The organism is Vibrio sp. Vb1729, assembly GCF_033338655.1.
In the GTDB taxonomy this organism is placed as follows: domain Bacteria; phylum Pseudomonadota; class Gammaproteobacteria; order Enterobacterales; family Vibrionaceae; genus Vibrio; species Vibrio alginolyticus.
Genome location: NZ_JAWOTB010000022.1, coordinates 150,454 through 168,396 on the forward strand (window position 1 = coordinate 150,454; position 17,943 = coordinate 168,396).

The following is a 17,943-nucleotide window of genomic DNA, read 5'->3' on the forward strand; positions in this document are numbered from 1 at the left end:
CACTATGAGGCTCTTTTATAATCAAACGCAAAAATGACAATTTTCCCGGTCTAAACCATGAACACCAGATAAACTAGTGAGATGCGCTCGCCCCTCAATCAGTCCCATTTCATACCCTTCTAGTAAAACGGATTGTCGCATTGATAAGCGCTGAACATGAAAATTATCTGGTGGGGCAATTACCCTAACATGTGTTCCTGGTGGAGGGTTACGAATAAACTCTAATGATTGATTATAGTTATCTGCACGTCTTAACATCGCATCCGCCATTTTGGGGTGCTCCGCAAACAGTTTCTTCATCAGCCATGTGGTCTTAACTGGCTTTTTGGCATAATTCAGCGGGTGAGAGAGTACTACGGTTATGTCGCGAGCCCCTCGACGATAAGCTTCACGCACTGGGATAGAATCAGCGACCCCACCATCGGTATAACAACCACCAGAAAAACAAGGGGTATGCTTGTAGGCAATCGGTAATGCTGTTGTCGCTTCAATCGCATGGTGAAAATTATCACGTGTCACGCGATAGTAATCTGCCTGCCCTGTATCTACATTTGTTGTCGCTGCGAGAAAAGGAACGCCATTAAACAGTTTATTTTCATCGACGGGATACAAGCGATTAGATTCTTCAAACAACCACTTCACATCGATGAGGTCCCCACCTTTAACGAAGCGAGTCGGGTCAAAAAAGCGTTTGCTTGTGGCCAGCTTAGTAATGACGTTAATACTGCGATGCGGGTAGTCGGTCAAATACCCAATCAAATTTGATGCACCAGCAGATACACCGATTGCAAAATCAAACGGTTTATAACTCTGCTCTAAAAACGCATCTAACACTCCGCTTGCGAAGACGCCTCGCATCGCGCCACCTTCTACTACAATTGCTTTTGTTGCCATATTTCCCCCATTCTCCTTGCCAAAAGAGTAATGAAATTCGTGCAATCACAACAATTGAATATTCTTATTATTGAAATAGGTGAAGTCTATTTATTTCTCTCTTAGAAAATGAAAACTAAAGTTCAAAAAATCCGTACCCGTTAGAAATGTAATTGCGGGCTTAACCAAGGTGGCAAGGTCTAAGAGAAATCTAGGAGAAAACCGTTTTATAGGCTTCGCCCGCGCCATCAATAAACATTTGAGTACCAATAACCGCTAGAATTAAGCCCATCATTTTAGTCACAACATTTAGAGCACTTGGTCCAACCGCTTTGACCAATTTGTCTCCAAACAAAAACAGTACATAGGTGATCACACAAAGGACAGCGAAAGAAACGATAGTAATAATGGTTTGATCGAAACCACCCGCTGTCGCAAAGTTCATCGCGGTAGCAATCGTTCCGGGCCCAGCTAATATTGGCATCGCCAATGGAGACACTGCAATACTCAATGCCGCCCGTTGCTGAGCTGGTGAATACGCCTTCTCTTTGGTTTTCTGATGCGTCGAATCACCTTGAAGCATGTTAAAACCTATCAAAAACACCAAAATACCGCCTGTTATTCGCAATGCATAAAGCGTGATACCAAACAAATCAAAAATTAACTTACCGGCAATAGAAAATATCGCGATGATAATAAATGCAATAAAGACTGAGCGGAGCGCAATGGAACGGATGGTTTCTTTATCTTCATCAGCAGTTAAACTCAAAAAGATGGGGATATTGGCGATAGGGTTCATGATGGCAAAGAAGCCCATAAACACCGTAACTGTATGAACAATGAGTTCTTTCATATTTTCCACTGCATTTAAATTATTGATTCTAAAAACAGTATATACGCTCTCAAACAGAAAGAGTGGTGTATTCTCGATTCGCCTTCACACTTATGCGCCAAGCATTGTTTTTCTTTTGAGATAGTTTACCGACTCATCAAATGTCGCTAAGGTGAGTCTTCAGCCTTTACACGTAACAGGGGATGTTAAGTCACCATGAACAGCACGATTCAAACAATTCTCAATCACCGCTCAATTCGAAAATTCACCTCACAACCGATTGAGAGCGAACAATTAGATGCCATTCTTCAAGCCGGCCTTGCGGCGTCCTCATCAAGCATGTTGCAAGTCGTTTCAATTATCCGCGTGACCGACAAAGAAAAACGTACACTATTAGCTCAATATGCCGGAAATCAAGGGTACGTTGAAAGCGCGGCTGAGTTTTTGGTGTTTTGTATTGATTACCAGCGCCATGCCAGTATCAACCCAGATATTCAAGCTGATTTTACCGAGTTAACACTAATAGGCGCTGTAGACTCGGGGATCATGGCACAAAATTGCTTGCTTGCGGCGGAGTCGATGGGACTAGGAGGCGTGTATATTGGTGGTTTACGAAACAATGCCCCAAAAGTAGACGAATTATTAGGTTTACCTAAAAATACCGCCATTTTATTTGGTATGTGTCTTGGTCATCCAGATCAAGCCCCTGAAGTAAAACCTCGCCTACCTAAGCATGTCGTGGTGCATGAAAATCAGTATCAAGACCTAAGCTTGGATGATATTCAGACGTATGACCAAACTATGCAAAACTACTATGCAAACCGTTCGAGCAATCAAAAACAGAGTACTTGGTCACAAGAAGTCACCAGTAAACTGGCTGGCGAATCACGTCCGCACATCCTTCCGTATTTGAATGGGAAGGGGTTAGCGAAGAAGTGACCATGTCGAAAGACAACAAAACAAAAAAGAGACATGAGTCACATTTTTAATAATCCTATTTAATACAACGAGATAATTAGTCGGTAGACTTTCTTGGTTGTATTTTAGAAAGAAAACACTACATATAGAGCTAATAAACAAAATTTGAGCTAATTGAACAAGTTTTTTATCCGCAATATGAAATCTTGTAAGTGAAAACATAAAAATACGATATTTATTTGGACACTTGCTGCATTACTGTCTATTGCTCTAACCATTGAAATTCATTAGAGTTCATGCCTCCAGATGCAATCAATCCCTTATTGAGCACTTTATAAATAGAAGAAGGTGGTGCTTATAAGGTTATGTTGTGAAGTCTTTTCTGGAAAAGAATGTTGCTACCAGCAACTCGCTCTTTACGTCAGATGAATGAAAAAACATGAATTTCAAACATAAAAAGCTAGCTAGTTTAGTGCTTTCCTCAGTACTTCTTTCTGGATGTACTGTACCCGGTAGTCACCTTTCCACAGATGGAAAAAACTTCGTCGAAGACAGCAATGTTAGTCGCACTTCTGATTTCAATGTTTTTCCACTTACACTTGATAAAGTATCTCAACTTAAAATTTTGGGGATAGAAGCCAAATCCAACCCTGAACTAGATCGCCAACTTAGCTCTTATGAGTATGAGGTTGGCCCTGGAGATATACTAAACATTACTATTTGGGATCACCCAGAACTAACTATTCCTGCTGGTTCTTATCGCAGCTCTGCTGAAGCGGGGAACTGGGTACATGCTGATGGCACTATCTTCTATCCATATATAGGTATTGTTGAAGTTGCGGGTAAAAACGTTCGTCAAATTCGTGCTGATATTTCTCGCCGATTAGCAAAGTACATAGAAAGTCCTCAAGTGGATGTCAGCGTAGCAGCTTTTCGTTCGAAAAAATCCTACATTACTGGTGAAGTAAGTAATCCTGGACAACAACCAATCACCAACATCCCACTCACCTTGTTAGATGCAATTAACCGTGCAGGTGGATTAGCCGAAAACGCCGACTGGAAAAATGTAACACTGACAAGAAACGGCATAGTTGAAAACATATCTCTTTATGCGCTGATGCAAGAAGGCGACCTCACTGAAAATAGGCTACTTCAACCAGGTGATATCATCCATGTGCCAAGAAATGATTCACAAAAGGTTTTCGTTATGGGTGAAGTTAACGATCCTAAACTACTGAAAATAGATCGCGCTGGCATGAGCCTTACGGAAGCTCTGAGCAACGTTGGCGGTATTAATCAGATATCAGCGGATGCGACAGGTGTATTCGTAATTAGGAGGTCACAAGACGCAGGTTCACTGGGCGACATATATCAACTTGATGTCTCCGATGCGGCAGCGCTCGTTATTGGTACTGAATTTGCTCTGAAACCGTATGACATCGTTTATGTCACTGCGGCGCCTATCAGTCGTTGGAATCGCGTTATTGCACAACTAGTACCTACCATCTCAGGCTTCAATGAACTTACAGAAGGCGTCCTTCGAGTCAGGACTTGGCCATAGAAAAAGCATTCTGAAGGGCTTGTTTGAACATAAACAAGTCATTCAAACGTTGTCTATAAGGAGCAAAACATGTTTTCGAACATTCTTGTCGTGTGTGTAGGTAATATTTGTCGCTCTCCCACAGGAGAGCGGTTACTACAGCAACTACTCCCAGATAAACAGATTTCTTCGGCGGGTATTGCCGTAGAAAAAAGTCGCCTAACCGGAAAGCCAGCAGATGAAACCGCCAGACTTGTCGCGTCAGAACGTGGTATCTACCTGCTAGACCACAAAGCGCAGCAGCTAACCGCTAAGTTGTGCGCAAAACAAGACCTAATATTGGTGATGGAACAAGGTCATATCGATGCTTTGACGGAGCTGGTACCAGAGGCTAGAGGTAAAACAATGTTATTTGGTCACTGGATAGGTTCCGTGGATATTCCAGATCCATACAGACAGAGTAGAGAAGCCTTTGAGCATGCATTATCTCTGATTGAAAATGCTGCTCATGCATGGGCAAAAAAAATATAAATTCAGATCACTTGGCGAAATAAAAAATAATGGCTAACCAAACAATACAACCATCTGCTCTTGCTGATGATGAGATCGACCTAGGCAAGCTCTTCGGCATATTGATAGACGCGAAATGGTTTATCATCAGTATTACACTCTTTTTTGCAACATTAGGTATCGCGGTCGCGTTGCTATCAACTCCGATTTACAAAGCCGACGCGTTAATACAAATCGAAAAGAAAAGTTCAGGTGGTATTTCGGCGATGGTCGGTGACATGGGAGAACTCTTTTCTGCCGAATCATCTGCAACTACAGAGATTGAAATAATTAAATCGAGAATGATTCTTGGCGATACCGTTGATAAGTTTAACTTAACAACCATTGCCACTCCTGATTACTTACCTTTTGTTGGTAAAGGTCTAGCACGAATCAACGGTACTCAAAACTACATTTCTTTGACCACGTTTGAAGTACCTCGAACGGCTAAAGGATTATCTCATCAACTGATTGCTACAGACATCGAGAAAGGTCAATTCAGCTTGATGCTTGAAGACCAAATGGTACTTTCTGGTTCAGTTGGTCAACTAATTGAGATGAATGGCTATCGTGTAAAAGTGAACCAGCTCAATGCTCAAAATGAAGATACTTTTACAATAAGTAAAATAAGCAAGTTAGATGCTATCCACAAGTTAGCCTCACAACTTTCTATTTCAGAGAGAGGTAGCCAAACAGGTATTGTATCTCTAAGTATTGAAGGTGAATACCCAGACCACAATCAGCTTGTTTTAAATGATGTTGTTCAAAACTATTTTTTGCAGAATGTTAGAAGAAACTCAGCTGAAGCTGAGCAGAGCCTCAACTTCCTTAAAGGTCATTTACCCGAGATTAAGGACAAGCTAACTATTTCAGAAGATACATTGAACAGTTTTAGACAAGAAAACGAATCTATCGATTTAAATCTCGAAGCACAATCTACTCTAAAAGTGATGGTGGCACTTGAAGCCCAACTTAATGAGCTAACATTTAAAGAAAGTGAAATCAGTCAAAAATTCACCCAAGACCACCCAGCTTATAAATCGCTGTTAGACAAACGTCAGACATTACTACAAGAGAAAGAGCGTCTTAACAAACAAGTTCAAAAACTGCCAAAAACACAGCGCGAAATCTTGCGTATGACTCGTGATGTCGAAGTAAACCAGCAAATCTACATCCAACTTTTGAATAAAGTTCAAGAGCTAAATATCATAAAAGCTGGCACCGTAGGTAATGTGCGTATTATTGACAACGCACAATCTTACGCAATTCCTATTAAACCGAAAAAACCTTTGATTGTAGTTTTGGCTACTCTTCTAGGAGGCATGGTAGCTGTCGCATTTGTTCTGGTAAAAACCGCGTTTCATCGTGGAGTGACTTCTCCTGATGAAATTGAGCAAACTGGAATATCTGTATATGCAAGTGTTCCAAAATCAGCACAACAATTGGAAGTTGCGAACAAGCTAAAACGTAAAAACAACAAAGACTTACTTCTTTTAGCAAATGCCAATCCAGCAGATCTATCAATTGAAGCACTACGTGGACTTCGAACCAGCTTACACTTCGCAATGTTGGAAGCCAAAAACAATGTCTTAATGATTTCAGGCCCAGCGCCTTCCATAGGTAAGACGTTCGTATCAACTAACTTTGCTGCAGTTGCGGCTAAAACGGGTCAAAAAGTCCTTTTGGTGGATGCTGACATGCGAAAAGGTTATTTACAGCAATGTTTTGGCCTCACAGCAGAGCAAGGGTTATCTGACTTACTAAGTGGAAAAATTGATCGAGCAACCGCAATCAAGCCAAGTCAAGTTGAAAACTTGGATGTGGTTACTCGTGGTCAAGTACCACCAAATCCGTCAGAACTTCTTATGCACCCTCGCTTCAAGAGCTTTGTTGACGAGATGTCTGCACAATACGATCTAGTCATCATCGATACACCGCCTGTACTCGCAGTTACCGACCCAAGCATTGTTGGCGCGCTTGCAGGAACAACTCTGATGGTCGCTCGTTTTGATCAAACGACTTTGAAGGAGATTGAAGTCGCGCAAGGTCGCTTCGAGCAATCAGGCGTTGAAGTTAAAGGTGTGATTCTCAATGCAGTTGAGAAAAAGGCATCTAACTCATACGGCTATGGATACGGCTACTATAACTACGCGTACAAAAGCGAATCATAAGTTGAATTTAGATCGCTAATTAAACCAAATATGACAAAGCCCTGCTAGAAACAGCAGGGCTTTTTCTATTGCACTCTTAATTGCTTGTACGTAATCAAACTAAGCAAGACAAAGAATATTGGGTCACTCCAACCAAAACCGACAAATACTCCGATAATGCCGGCATAGGTAGTAATCACTGCCCCTAAGCCATTAGTAATCAATAATGCTTTAAACAGCTGTTTCGCAGTATGCCCTGATTCCACATTACGTAACATCAAACTCACCGCTGCGATTCCACCTAAAAAGATCGAAGTATGCTGCGATAAAAACAGCGCGTACTGGTCGTTAATTTGTACTCCATACATCGGCCACATTATGGTTGGTACAAAAAACAACGCAAAAGCGAATACCGTATATACGACACCATGAACGGTTAGAAAAGTGCGGTTGGTCATCATCTCCTTATCCTCTAATAGGCCCTTGATTGAGCGTCGTTAACGGCACATTGATATCGAAAATTTGACCTCGTACTTCGACTACGCCCATTTTTCGTAAGCGTGCGGCATGCATTTCGAGATAAGCTTGCGCCGTGGCTTCATCTTCAAAAAGATAGATACCACCACCGAGTTTGTCTTTTTCGCTTTCCGTCCAGATTTTCCAAATCATGCCCGGCTCTTGGTTAATCGACTTAGCTAAGTCGACCAGAGCATTCGACATCTCGTCACCAAACGGACCATGAAATTCAAAATCAACTTGCAATAATTTCGCCATCTTGAGTCTCCTCTTCTTATTGACTCGTTTTCGATGACAAGATTATTACCTTTATAAAACTGACAGAAAAGTTCATAATTTCGCCATTAACTGTCTAAAAAATTGACTCATGAGACTAAAAACGACCTTAGAACAATGGCAAACGCTACAAGCGATTAATCAAGAAGGCAGCATTCAATCCGCAGCTTTACTGCTCAACAAGAGCCATACCACATTGATCTACTCGGTGAGGAAGTTAGAAGACCAACTTGGTATTCAACTTATCGAAGTACGAGGGCGCAAAGCGGGTTTGACAGAGCACGGCAAAACCATACTGCGTCGTGCACAATCCATGCTTGAACAAGCGCGGGAACTAGAAGTCATCAGCGAGCAGTTAAAAAGTGGGGTGGAATCTCAAATCACGGTCGCAGTAGATCATCTTTGTGACCCTTGTTGGCTTTATGCACCACTCAGTCAATTTTTGGAGGACAACAACACGACCTCCGTTCAAGTGGTTGAAACGTCACTGAGCAAAACAACCGAAATGGTCGTAAATGAGCTCGCTGACATCGCAATCATCAACTTACCGATAACCAACTACTCTGCCGAAGCATTTGGCGTAACAACCATGCTGCCTGTAATCGCAGCACACCATCCACTCGCTAAAAAGCCGCATGTTTCCATCGACGATTTTGCAACCACCAGCCAAATTGTCATCCGTGACTTAGGCAATTCAGACAAAACGAAAAGAGATGTGGGTTGGTTACGCGCACGTCAGCGTATTACCGTCGATAACTTCGACCACGCTTTTCACGCCGTAGAGCAAGGCGCTGGATTTTGTCGGCTACCAGCGCACTTAGTCGCAGCCCGCAAGAGCGATAAAATTAAAGTATTGGAGATCGAACACTCCCATCAATATCAAGTTGCGCTGCACCTCACTTTACCCAAAGGAGCCAAAAGTGGTCCTGCGACTCAAGCGCTTTATCGTACTTTACTCAAAAGTGTAGAAACTCGAATCTAGCAACAGTGGTATTGAGTTGAATCGCTAGTGTTATCGCCTATTGATTCTCCCTAAATATAGAGAAACGGCCATTTTGTGACGCTACACTCTCACAAAAGGTTGCACGAAGGATAGCGACCACCTACTATCACTCTGCTCATGCCTAAAGCACCCAACACTCGCGGAAAGAACTCGGTTCACGGCAATATCCTCACCTGCTTGGTTTAGCAGGCACAATCTGTTTTTACCTTCTTTTTAGCTTCTATATAGGCGAGTGTGGAAGAGATAAGAAAGGTGAAATATGAACTCTACAAATAGCTTCTCGATCAATATCAATCAGCAAAAATCCATTGCTAAAAAAAGGCTCAAAGCTATCCGCCTATACGATGACGCCACGTTGGAGTTAGTTAAGCGATTTCACTCCAAACCAGAATCTTTGGCTCCCAATACAATTCAATTGGCTGACGTTCAACATGCACTCGCAAGAGAACTGGACTTATCCAGTTGGAGTAAACTAAAAGCTCATGTCGAAGAGCTAGAAGCGCACAAACTAGCCATCAAAGAACAAAAACCGCCCCTAGATGCAAAAGTAAAAACGCTACACGTTCGTTGTGGCCACGACATTCAACAACAACTTAAAGCCAGCGGATTTGAAGGGACATTTTTAGCCCTGATCGATCCGCTTTGTATTGGCCCCATACCAGCAACACCACAGAACTTCCTTGCCATTCGTGCCCAATATGTCGTAGAGACTCTGCTGCCTGTGATGAAGCGTGAAGACTCGGTTCAAGATATAGTCACATTGGAACAATCAAACCTCGATCTGTTGCAAAGTGATGTATTTGAACGAATCGTCTTTTGGGTCGAACATGACAGTTATGATCAATTGATGCTAATTCGTGCTCTAACACAGTTAGAGAATGTAGAGAATAAAGTGATAGAGATCATTGAGTTGAACCAGTTCCCGGGCACTGAACGATTCATCGGCTTTGGGCAGTTGCCTGAAGAAGCTATTCGTTCTTGTTGGCGATACCGTAAACCTGTGACAGCAAAATTATTCAGTCAGGCTAAACGGTGTTGGCACGCTATTACATCACCGACACCTATTTCCATAGTTAATTTGATTCAGCAGCATAACCTGGATTGCTTGCCCAATATATTCAACGTGCTTAAACGCCATTTGCAAGAGTTACCTAATTCACAAACTGGATTGAGCTTGACACAACACCTCGCACTAAAGGTCTTGAGCTCGCAAAATCGTTCAATTCCCATCAAAGATTGGTTTGAGCAATATCAACAACTAGAACCTCTTCCTTACCTAGGAGACGTGATGTTTTACGCGTTACTCCTCCCTCTAGCACAGTGTCAAACACCTTTGATCACGATTGAGCCACGTGAAAGGCACTGGTGGGAACAAAGCGTCCGTATCACTGAGGCTGGCAAGCAGTGTTTGGAAGGCTTAATACGAGCGAAACAATGCTATTGGGTTGGAGGGATTAAAAATACCAGTCAAAGTTATTGGAGCTGGGATCACCTCCAACTAACTACATTTGCCAACCATCATTGAGTTGACAAATATGAAAGCATAAAGGGTTCGTTGGCTCTGATGAACACTCAATACTAAATTATCCCTAAAGAAGCGACCGCTAGCCTGAATTTAACTTAAATAGTTATGCAGAAATGCATCCACTCCAAGAGAGTATGCACTCTATCTCTTATTAAAATTTATTGTAAATCCTCTTTGTTATCGGTTGTATATTCGATAAAAGTGTTAAAATACAAACTTTTCATCCGGCCAATTCGTTAATATTTGGTTAAAATCCCATTTTTATTAGTGATAAAGTTCACATCTATTAACCATTTAGAGGATTATTCTTTCGTATTTTCTCACTCCGCTGCTAATCTGCTCGCCGCTTTGAAGTGAACTCAAGGTGCATAACTATAAGGAGTGTTCTCATGAATACCAAGAAACCGATGTCGCTTACCAGCCGCGTAATTTTAGGTATGGTTGCGGGTATCTTGACAGGATTTGCAATTCGCACACTTTTTGCCGACAACGGATTTGTCGACGCATACATTGTTAATGGATTATTCGAAGTTGGTGGACAGATCTTCGTTGCCAGCTTAAAAATGCTTGTTGTACCGCTAGTATTTGTTTCGTTAGTTTGTGGTACTAGCTCTCTCAAAGACCTCTCTACACTGGGTCGCATGGGCGGTAAAACCCTCGCTTTCTACGTTACGACAACAGCTATCGCGATTACGCTTGCTCTAACTATGGGTACTCTATTCCAGCCAGGGGCAGGGGCAGATCTAACGGCAGCAAGTTCATTCAAATCAGCCGAAGCGCCATCTTTAGGTCAGGTGATCATCGATATGTTCCCGACCAACCCAATCAGCGCAATGGCAGAAGGTAAAACTCTGCAAGTTATCGTGTTCGCCGTGCTATTCGGTATCGCGATCAGTGCAGCGGGTAAACCAGGCGAACGCATCGCAGCATTCTTCTCTGATCTGAATGAAGTGATCATGAAACTGGTCGCGATTTTGATGAACTTGGCGCCTTATGGGGTGTTCTTCTTAATGGCGAAGCTATTTACTGGTCTTGGTCTGGGCGCGATCGTCAATCTGGCAGAGTACTTCTTAGTACTGGCTGGTACGCTTGTCCTACACGGTCTAGTTACTTACAGCTTAATGTTAAAAGGTTTCACAGGTCTAAACCCAATTACGTTCCTACGTAAGATGGAAGACGCGATCATGTTTGCTTTTTCTACAGCATCATCGAACGCGACGATTCCAGTGACAATGGAAACAGCAAAGCACCGCATGGGTGTTGAGAACCGTGTATCATCGTTCACAGTACCACTTGGTGCAACCGTGAACATGGACGGTACGGCGATCATGCAGGGCGTAGCAACTGCGTTTATTGCTCAAGCTTTCAATATTGATTTAACTATGGGCGATTACCTAATGGTTATCATGACGGCAACTCTGGCGTCTATCGGTACCGCAGGTGTTCCTGGTGTGGGTCTTGTCATGCTTGCTATGGTATTGAACCAAGTTGGTCTGCCGCTTGAAGGCATCGCGCTCATCATGGGTGTTGACCGTCTTCTTGATATGATTCGTACCGCGGTAAATATCACTGGTGATAGTGCTGTGACCGTCATCGTTGCGAAATCAGAAGGTGCATTGGATGAAGCTCGCTTCAACGACCCAATGGCAGGCGTAGCCGAAGAAGAAGTGCACCTGAAACGCGCGGAAGCTTAAACCCTTCCAAGTTAAATTATCCTGTCTAAGCAAAAACCACCTTACTCTAAGGTGGTTTTTTATTTCCAATTAACCCGAAGTCAAAAAGGTTTAGATAAATTTCTCGTCCCCCGAGGTTGTTTCAATTACTAATCGATAAGTAGTTAGATTCTATATTAGTTCATCTAGAGGGTTAAGATAACTCGCCTATGTTTATCACTTTGAAAATGATATAAGGAACATTTTCATCATATAGAGATACAAATTCCATTATCAAATTAAAGTTCAAAACCAAATCGCGATAGATAGTAGTCTGATAATTAAGTTGGTACTAAGATACATACATCATAATTTCATGTTTAAAAATAGTCTTTTTTATTCATTTTCTCATTTCCAATACTTGCATTAGGTTTCAACGAAAGTATGTTCGATTTTTTTAAGAAATTTAAATATACATTAAGCCCAGAGGTAAAAGGTACTTTAGTTCTTGATCAAAGACCTCTAGAAAATGTAACGGTTTACTTAGAAGCTAATTTTTTAAAAAATAATTACAAAAGGAGTTCAAGTACTAATGAGTTAGGTGAATTTCACTTTAAACCAGTCATACATGCTCAAAGGTTCAAAGAATCAGCTTTGAATCAAGCATATTCATATATCGGAATATATACCTATATAAATGAAGAAAAGAAATATATTTGGGAGTCTCAGTTAAACTACGTTTCACCACCTATATTTATAAAGGACAACTTAAGTAATCTTTACTGTGAGCTTGAAGATACCGAGTTTCGATACTTTTTCAAGAATATCAATCTAGAAAATGCTGGAGATCTAATGGTTATTAGCAACTGCAATTTAAATGGATTTTTATATAAAAGACATTTTTCATAGAGTTTATGATTGTGATGATTATTAAACTCAAAGTTCTTTAAAAGAAAAAGCTATACCTGCACGCCTCAATCAAGTTTAAACATATCAATCAAAGTGCTAATTCGCAGAATATTTCTCTAAAGTAATTCACTACTTAACTTTCGTATACTCCTGATTCTACATAACCAGTTAGTTTGCACTGACTGTACACATAAGTATCATCTTCACCATTTCCAAAATAAGAAAAAGCGAAGTAGTAAACTTCATTGGTTACTTCACAATTCAAATTTCCCATATTTTCTCTAGCAAACTCATAAGTCTCATAACCATCAATTGAAGACTCCCATATCGTCACCTCTTCTCCATTTGCTAGATGAGTCTTCAGGAAAACGAGCACGTATTTCTGATCTAAGTTCAATAAGTCTTGAGACTCATGCTCTTCAAATGCAGGGAAGGCAAACGATCCGTTAGCATCAGTAATAGTTTGAAACTCATGAATGGTTCCACGCACACCGACTCGGAGGACCACTAATTGAGATGACAACGGTTTTCCGTTCAAAGTTAGCATACCAATAATATCTGGCGTATACCTGTACATGAAAGGTTTCTCTTAGATAAAAACTTGAATCTGAAAGTACCCTTTCAAATCGAGCAAATCTACTACGGAAAAACGTATTGTGACGAGCTCGTGTGCTTTGAGTAAATGTTAAAAATAACAATTTCTTGTTTGCGCTAAACCAAACATAGACATGTTTGATGGGCCATACCTACTCCACCATCGAATTCAGTTTTTCTCTGGCTTGTGCTTCGTGTTCTTTAGTGATGGCATTACCGACTGAGTTCGCGGCTAAGGTAAGTGCCGCCATATCATCGGTAAAACCGACGCCAGCTAGTAAGTCTGGCACCATATCTGTTGGTAGGACGAAGTAAGCCAGCGCGCCACCTAGTATAGCCTTGTGGCGAACGGCGGTGTTGGAATCTGTCATCGCGAGCCATGATTTTATGCCCATTACGGCAATTTCTTCACCCGCTTTCTTAACCGAACCTTTCATTTTTCGCCAGAATGTTTTCTCATCTGGCGCTTGCATCGTTTGATCTTTGGCGTCTTTCGGCGCCGATTTTACAGACATTGTTGTGGTCATCGTTGCCTCCGAAATTTATGACTATGTCCAACATATTAATAAATCGAACCTGAACGCAAGATTAATAACAAGAAATGATAGTAAAGTGAAACACAGATAGAAAAATCCCCAAACCGAAGTCCGGGGATTATTGCCTTGGAAACAAACAGCTTTGGGAACCAAGCTTTAGAAGCAAAATGCCTTATTGAGCAATCTTCTCCAGTACACGCATCAGCATTTTGATACGTTGTTCGATAGACTCAAGCAACAAGTACTCTTGATCACTGTGGAAGCCTGCACCGATAGGCCCTAGACCATCCAAAGTTGGAACGCCAAGAATTGCCGTATTGTTTGCATCAGAGCCACCACCGACTTCTTTCCAGTTGATGTCGATCGCCAGTTCACTTGCGGCTTCTTCAACTAATGTCATTAAGCTTTCTGTTTGTGGGCTTGGCACCATAGAAGGCTTATAGGCTTCACGAACCAACTCAATGCTCACGCCATCAACGAATGGTGTTTCCAGCATGCCATTTAGCTTGCTATCGACATCATCGTATTCTTCGTTGCTCCAGAAACGCACATCCACGATCGCTTCAGCATGTTCCGGAACTATGTTCGCACCGTTACCGCCAGAAACAATACCGACGTTCAACGTGGTACCAGAGTCAAAGTTGGTCATTGCATTGACAGCCAGAATCCAATTTGCCATCTCAGTGATTGCGCTGCGACCGTTTTCTGGCTCGTTACCTGCGTGAGCAGCAACGCCATTAAAGGTCATTTTGTAGCGAGCCATGCCTTTACGCGCTTTCACTAAACCACCGTCTGCACGTGCTGCTTCTGCAACCAGTACATTCTTAGCGTTTTTCGCAACTGATTGAATCCAATCCACAGAATCCAGAGAGCCTGTCTCTTCATCTGGGTTCATGCAGATAGCGATAGATAACTTATCCAACACAGCTTGGTCTAGATTACGCATCGCGTACACGATGTTCAGCAAACCAGATTTCATGTCAGACACACCTGGACCGTACGCTTTCTCTGCATCTTGAAACATTGGACGAAGCTCAGCGGTACCCACAGGGAACACCGTATCCATGTGACCAATTAGCATCACATCGATTTGCTCAGCTTCCGGCTTATTTCGAACTTCAAGACCAACACCGGCTCTGCCACAGTCGATGCGTTTTACGCTCCAACCTGACATCGCTTGGTACTTCTCTTCAAATTGAGAAGCGATGAACTCGATACCATCAGTAGTGTAAGTGCCACAATCCACATTGATTAGCGGACGTAGCTCTTCTAGATATTCATTTAGAGAGAATTGCATGACTCACTCCTAGACAAACAGATTCATCACTAGCATTGCGCCAAATGCGTTCAATACTGAGATTGCAATCATAACTGGGATGTAACGACCTTCAGTACCAATTGGACCCATGATACGACCCATGTACTGAACTTGAGAGCCCATTAGGTAGATAGCAGGCGCAAGAATCGCAATGTGCGTGCCGTTCAGGATACCTTGGTCAAACAGTGTAATCACTACGCCAACCGCGCCGCCCATCGACATCCAAGCCCCGATCAATACCGCTGCTGCTTCACCCGGAAGACCAAACACTGCCATGATTGGAGAAAACACAGTGCCCATCAGATCCAGCGCACCAGTGATTTGCAGCGCTTTGATGATAACGAACGCCATTAATACGTTAGGAACCGTAGAGGTAGTCGCAATTACCCAACCTTTCTTAGCACCTTCGACGAAGATATCCGTCACCATTGGTTTTTTCGCTTTAACGTCACCCATTATGCCGTCTCCTCTTTTAGGTTCTCTGATTTGTTTTGGTCTTGCTTGTCTTCTTTACCTTCCGTCATGTTTAGGTAGATACGGAACAGGTTCGCACCAATGATCTTAAACGCGAACATCACCACAACCGCCAAACCAATAGAAGAAGTTACTGCTAGAGAGCCGTCAGCCATCGTCAACGTGAACAATACCGCACCCGATGAGAAGAAGTTCACGATGGTTGCACCCGCAGTGAACTGGAACATGGTAAATACGTCCGTTTCACGCTTAGTTAGGTGACCTTCATCTTTTAGTTGACGCGTCATAGCCGCACCTGCATCGGTACTTTGTAGAGAAGCAATTAAAGCCAGACCAGAGTTACCGGGGATGCCCATTAGAGGACGTAGTAGAGGAGTAAGAAGCTTACGAGCGGCTTCAAGTGCACCGTAGTGCTCAAGTACGTTGATCATACCTAATGCGAACATAACGGTTGGAATCAAAGTAAGTGCGAAAATGAAACCGTCACGAGCACCGCTACCGCCAGTACCGCGGAAAGAGGTAGTCGCAGCTTGTACCGCGCCATCCGCACCTTCCGTTACGCCGTAAGCCACTTTACCGAAAGAGCCATTAAGCGTTGTAAAGTCGAATACACCGTACCATTCGTTGGATTGCATCAGACCAGAAAAGAACACAACCGCAAACGCCAGAGCAACGTAGCACCCCAGTGTAACTTTACGCTCAGTTTGAACAGGAATTTTCATAACATTACCTACACATGTGGAACTTAACACATATGTTCACCTGAATAATGTGCTAGAGAGATGATCAAAATCAATCCGCCTGCCGAACATTATCGCGACTCAGTTATGAAGTTTTGTTTTATGATTCCAATCACAATTGAAAGATAATAAAAATTTGTGCTAACAATTAGGTATATTAATCTATGTCGATAGCTCACGACTTCTTCATCAACTCAACAAATGATTCTGACGAATATTGCTTTCTACAACATTCATGACGTACTTCATACTTTGGCATTGAGGCAATATCGATTAACTCGAAAGTAACATTCAGCCACGAAATTTAGGTTAGGATGGCCCGGTCATATGTAAACGGTATAAACCAGAATTAACAGGACTATACGACCCATTGTTACGCTCACAATATAAAATAGCCAAATGGACACTCGCCCTCGTGCTTTGGGTGGTGATGATATGCTTAAGCCAAAATTCTGGTTTCTCGAAAAGCTGCCCGAAGGCTCACCAAATACAGAGTCAGCAAGATGAAAGCGTGAATTTATCACCATCTTGCGACCTTTCAGAAAAGCTGGTTCAAGCTTACCAACATCAGTTTGATCATATTCTTATTCCATTTTTTCTGTTTGCTTTGATTGTGGCGCTGCCGATGACAACCACAGCAATTCGCTATCTGGAATACACAGAACCGATACCGGAAAAGTATCGGGTTCACCTAAAACTTTGCGTGTTTAGAGAATAAAGCCAGCAAGGCGAGAGACCTTTCTGCCTGACTTTTGTACATATTTTATTCACTTCACATAACAAACAACGAAATTTAAAAGTTTTAGGAAATATTATGACATTCACTCGTACACTTTTGGCGTTAACGATGGCTATCGTACCTGCCGTATCTTTCGCATCAGAAAAGACCGCAGAACAAAAGCTAGAGGAAGTTACTCAGATACTAAAAGAAAACCCTCAAATTCTTGATTCATTGCACCAAAACCTTCAAGAGTACATTGCGTATCAACAGTCATTTGGCGACACCTTGAAGGAGGTTCGTCAATATCTAAGTGATGGCAAACATTCCTCTTTTGGTGCTGAAAACCCTGAGTTAACCATTATTAACGTAACAGACTACAGCTGCCCTTTTTGTAAACGTTTAGAAGGAGAGCTGGTCAAAGTTGGTAAGGAATATCCGCAGGTAAAAGTGCTTAACCTCAATGTCTCTTTTAAAGAACAATACGAGAAAAACGGCTACAACTCGGCAAGTTACGCATTAAATGTTTGGCAAAACCAGCGAGATAAGTACGAACAAGTGCATGAGTTATTGGTGAAAAAACCGGGCGCACATGACGCACGTTCCTTAAATCAAATCGCGAAAAAAACGGGGACAGAAGCACAGCTTGTCGACGACAAAGAGACCAAGGCGTTGCTTGATAAAAACTATCAGTATTTCACGCAACTTGGTTTACGCGGCACGCCCGCGTTGATCATTAATGATCAAGTCATTCCTGGCTATGTGCCGTTTGACGAGCTAGAAAAAGTCATCGACCAAGAACTGGCGAACTAATACAACA

19 protein-coding genes are annotated in these 17,943 nt (G+C 42.2%); 10 read left to right on the forward strand and 9 right to left on the reverse strand.

Features of this window, described 5'->3' with window-relative positions:
- Positions 1 to 21: 21 nt before the first annotated feature.
- Positions 22 to 894, reverse strand: a complete 873-nt coding sequence (locus tag R7E29_RS11990; RefSeq protein ID WP_017634445.1) for a patatin family protein — start codon at positions 892 to 894, stop codon at positions 22 to 24.
- A 190-nt stretch (positions 895 to 1,084) separates the two neighbouring features.
- Positions 1,085 to 1,726 carry a MarC family protein gene (locus R7E29_RS11995; protein WP_005374889.1) on the reverse strand — a complete coding sequence of 214 codons (642 nt, stop codon included), beginning with the start codon at positions 1,724 to 1,726 and terminating at the stop codon, positions 1,085 to 1,087.
- A 195-nt stretch (positions 1,727 to 1,921) separates the two neighbouring features.
- On the opposite strand from R7E29_RS11995, the gene nfsA reads away from it, so the two are divergent.
- From nfsA to R7E29_RS12015, 4 genes are all read left to right on the forward strand, one after another.
- Complete coding sequence (gene nfsA, locus R7E29_RS12000) at positions 1,922 to 2,644, forward strand: oxygen-insensitive NADPH nitroreductase (protein ID WP_017634446.1); 723 nt, start codon at positions 1,922 to 1,924, stop codon at positions 2,642 to 2,644.
- Between the two features lie 418 nt (positions 2,645 to 3,062).
- Positions 3,063 to 4,184, forward strand: a complete 1,122-nt coding sequence (locus R7E29_RS12005; protein ID WP_017634447.1) for a polysaccharide export protein — start codon at positions 3,063 to 3,065, stop codon at positions 4,182 to 4,184.
- 69 nt (positions 4,185 to 4,253) lie between these two features.
- Positions 4,254 to 4,694, forward strand: coding sequence for a low molecular weight protein-tyrosine-phosphatase (locus tag R7E29_RS12010; protein WP_053303899.1), 441 nt, complete (start codon positions 4,254 to 4,256; stop codon positions 4,692 to 4,694).
- A gap of 29 nt (positions 4,695 to 4,723) precedes the next feature.
- Positions 4,724 to 6,883, forward strand: coding sequence for a polysaccharide biosynthesis tyrosine autokinase (locus R7E29_RS12015; RefSeq protein WP_054576580.1), 2,160 nt, complete (start codon positions 4,724 to 4,726; stop codon positions 6,881 to 6,883).
- Positions 6,884 to 6,948: 65 nt separating this feature from the next.
- Here the strand turns inward: R7E29_RS12015 and R7E29_RS12020 are convergent, their stop codons facing one another.
- Both R7E29_RS12020 and R7E29_RS12025 read right to left on the reverse strand, forming a co-directional pair.
- Positions 6,949 to 7,320, reverse strand: a complete 372-nt coding sequence (locus R7E29_RS12020) for a hypothetical protein (protein ID WP_017634450.1) — start codon at positions 7,318 to 7,320, stop codon at positions 6,949 to 6,951.
- A gap of 7 nt (positions 7,321 to 7,327) precedes the next feature.
- Entirely contained in the window at positions 7,328 to 7,636 is a 309-nt protein-coding gene (locus tag R7E29_RS12025; RefSeq protein WP_005374871.1) for a monooxygenase, read from the reverse strand.
- A 109-nt stretch (positions 7,637 to 7,745) separates the two neighbouring features.
- Between R7E29_RS12025 and R7E29_RS12030 the strand changes: the two genes are divergently transcribed.
- The 4 genes from R7E29_RS12030 to R7E29_RS12045 all read left to right on the forward strand — a co-directional run bounded on the left by R7E29_RS12030 (position 7,746) and on the right by R7E29_RS12045 (position 12,743).
- Positions 7,746 to 8,636 carry a LysR family transcriptional regulator gene (locus R7E29_RS12030; protein ID WP_213906631.1) on the forward strand — a complete coding sequence of 297 codons (891 nt, stop codon included), beginning with the start codon at positions 7,746 to 7,748 and terminating at the stop codon, positions 8,634 to 8,636.
- Positions 8,637 to 8,916: 280 nt separating this feature from the next.
- On the forward strand, positions 8,917 to 10,182 hold the full coding sequence (locus R7E29_RS12035; RefSeq protein ID WP_054576579.1) for a DUF1835 domain-containing protein: 1,266 nt from the start codon (positions 8,917 to 8,919) through the stop codon (positions 10,180 to 10,182).
- A gap of 389 nt (positions 10,183 to 10,571) precedes the next feature.
- Positions 10,572 to 11,876, forward strand: coding sequence for a dicarboxylate/amino acid:cation symporter (locus tag R7E29_RS12040; protein ID WP_054576578.1), 1,305 nt, complete (start codon positions 10,572 to 10,574; stop codon positions 11,874 to 11,876).
- A gap of 402 nt (positions 11,877 to 12,278) precedes the next feature.
- Positions 12,279 to 12,743, forward strand: a complete 465-nt coding sequence (locus R7E29_RS12045) for a DUF6795 domain-containing protein (RefSeq protein WP_230856641.1) — start codon at positions 12,279 to 12,281, stop codon at positions 12,741 to 12,743.
- A 133-nt stretch (positions 12,744 to 12,876) separates the two neighbouring features.
- Here the strand turns inward: R7E29_RS12045 and R7E29_RS12050 are convergent, their stop codons facing one another.
- The 5 genes from R7E29_RS12050 to R7E29_RS12070 form a co-directional block, all read right to left on the reverse strand.
- A complete protein-coding gene (locus R7E29_RS12050) occupies positions 12,877 to 13,320 on the reverse strand; it encodes a DUF6795 domain-containing protein (RefSeq protein ID WP_054576577.1) in 444 nt (147 codons plus the stop codon).
- A 169-nt stretch (positions 13,321 to 13,489) separates the two neighbouring features.
- Positions 13,490 to 13,864 (reverse strand): YkvA family protein, encoded by a 375-nt coding sequence (locus R7E29_RS12055; RefSeq protein WP_054576576.1) that lies wholly within the window; start codon positions 13,862 to 13,864, stop codon positions 13,490 to 13,492.
- 181 nt (positions 13,865 to 14,045) lie between these two features.
- A complete protein-coding gene (locus tag R7E29_RS12060; protein WP_054576575.1) occupies positions 14,046 to 15,170 on the reverse strand; it encodes a M20 family metallopeptidase in 1,125 nt (374 codons plus the stop codon).
- 9 nt (positions 15,171 to 15,179) lie between these two features.
- Positions 15,180 to 15,647, reverse strand: a complete 468-nt coding sequence (locus R7E29_RS12065; RefSeq protein WP_005374849.1) for a YjiG family protein — start codon at positions 15,645 to 15,647, stop codon at positions 15,180 to 15,182.
- Positions 15,647 to 16,387, reverse strand: a complete 741-nt coding sequence (locus tag R7E29_RS12070; protein ID WP_054576574.1) for a nucleoside recognition domain-containing protein — start codon at positions 16,385 to 16,387, stop codon at positions 15,647 to 15,649. The genes R7E29_RS12065 and R7E29_RS12070 overlap by 1 nt, the downstream gene beginning before the upstream one ends.
- A gap of 448 nt (positions 16,388 to 16,835) precedes the next feature.
- On the opposite strand from R7E29_RS12070, the gene R7E29_RS12075 reads away from it, so the two are divergent.
- Complete coding sequence (locus R7E29_RS12075) at positions 16,836 to 17,123, forward strand: hypothetical protein (protein WP_049872671.1); 288 nt, start codon at positions 16,836 to 16,838, stop codon at positions 17,121 to 17,123.
- 96 nt (positions 17,124 to 17,219) lie between these two features.
- On the forward strand, positions 17,220 to 17,936 hold the full coding sequence (locus tag R7E29_RS12080) for a DsbA family protein (RefSeq protein ID WP_005374842.1): 717 nt from the start codon (positions 17,220 to 17,222) through the stop codon (positions 17,934 to 17,936).
- Positions 17,937 to 17,943 lie beyond the last annotated feature (7 nt).